Annotated in this window: 2 protein-coding genes; one reads left to right on the forward strand and one right to left on the reverse strand. The window is 59.5% G+C overall.

Going from position 1 to position 839, the window contains the following annotated elements:
• A partial coding sequence (locus tag A5622_RS22625) for a class I SAM-dependent methyltransferase (protein ID WP_066870467.1) occupies nucleotides 1–587 on the forward strand: 587 nt, incomplete at its 5' end.
• A 60-nt stretch (nucleotides 588–647) separates the two neighbouring features.
• Here the strand turns inward: A5622_RS22625 and A5622_RS22630 are convergent.
• Nucleotides 648–839 (reverse strand): class I SAM-dependent methyltransferase (locus A5622_RS22630; RefSeq protein ID WP_197508078.1); only part of this gene is annotated, 192 nt, incomplete at its 5' end.

Raw genomic sequence — 839 nt, forward strand, 5'->3', positions numbered from 1 at the left:
TCACGCTGAGCCGCAATCAGTTTGAGTACAGCAAGAACAAGCTGGCCGGATTGCCGACCAGCCGCAACATCGAGGTGCGGTTGCAGGGCTGGGAAGAGTTCGAGGACAAGGTCGACCGGATCGTCACGATTGGCGCCTTCGAAGCTTTCAAGATGGAGCGCTATCCCGCATTTTTCGAGCGCGCCTACGAGATCCTTCCCGACGACGGCCGAATGCTGTTGCACACCATCTTGACCTACACGCAAAAACAGCAGCACGAGCGCGGTGTTTCCATCACGATGAGCGATATCCGATTCGCTCGATTCATCGGCCAGGAAATTTTCCCGGGTGGACAACTCCCGGCGCAGGAAGACATTTTCAAATTCGGCGAGGCGGCGGGCTTCACGATCGAGCGGGTGCAGCTGCTGCAGCAGCATTACGCGCGGACCCTCAACATCTGGGCGGCCAACCTGGAGGCCAATCGCGAGCAGGCGATCGCCATCCAGTCCCAGGAGGTCTACGACCGGTACATGAAGTACCTGACCGGCTGCGCGAAGTTGTTCCGTGCGGGCTACACCGACGTCAATCAGTTCACGCTGGAGAAGTAACCGGCCCAGTAAAGCAATCGGCCCCGAACGGTGAACCGTTCGGGGCCGACTTGTCCCGCCCTACTTGACCAACGTGAATTGCCCCACATTGGTGACACCCTTGCGGAAGAAGTTCTCGCAGCCGGTCAGGTAGTGCATGTACTTGTCGTAGACCTCCTGGGACTGCAGGGCGACCGCCTTGTCCTTGTTGGCCTCCAGGTTGGCCGCCCAGATGTTGAGGGTCCGCGCGTAATGCTGCTGCAGCAGCTGCTG

It is taken from the genome of Mycobacterium sp. 1245801.1 (genome assembly GCF_001673055.1).
Taxonomy (GTDB): domain Bacteria; phylum Actinomycetota; class Actinomycetes; order Mycobacteriales; family Mycobacteriaceae; genus Mycobacterium; species Mycobacterium europaeum_A.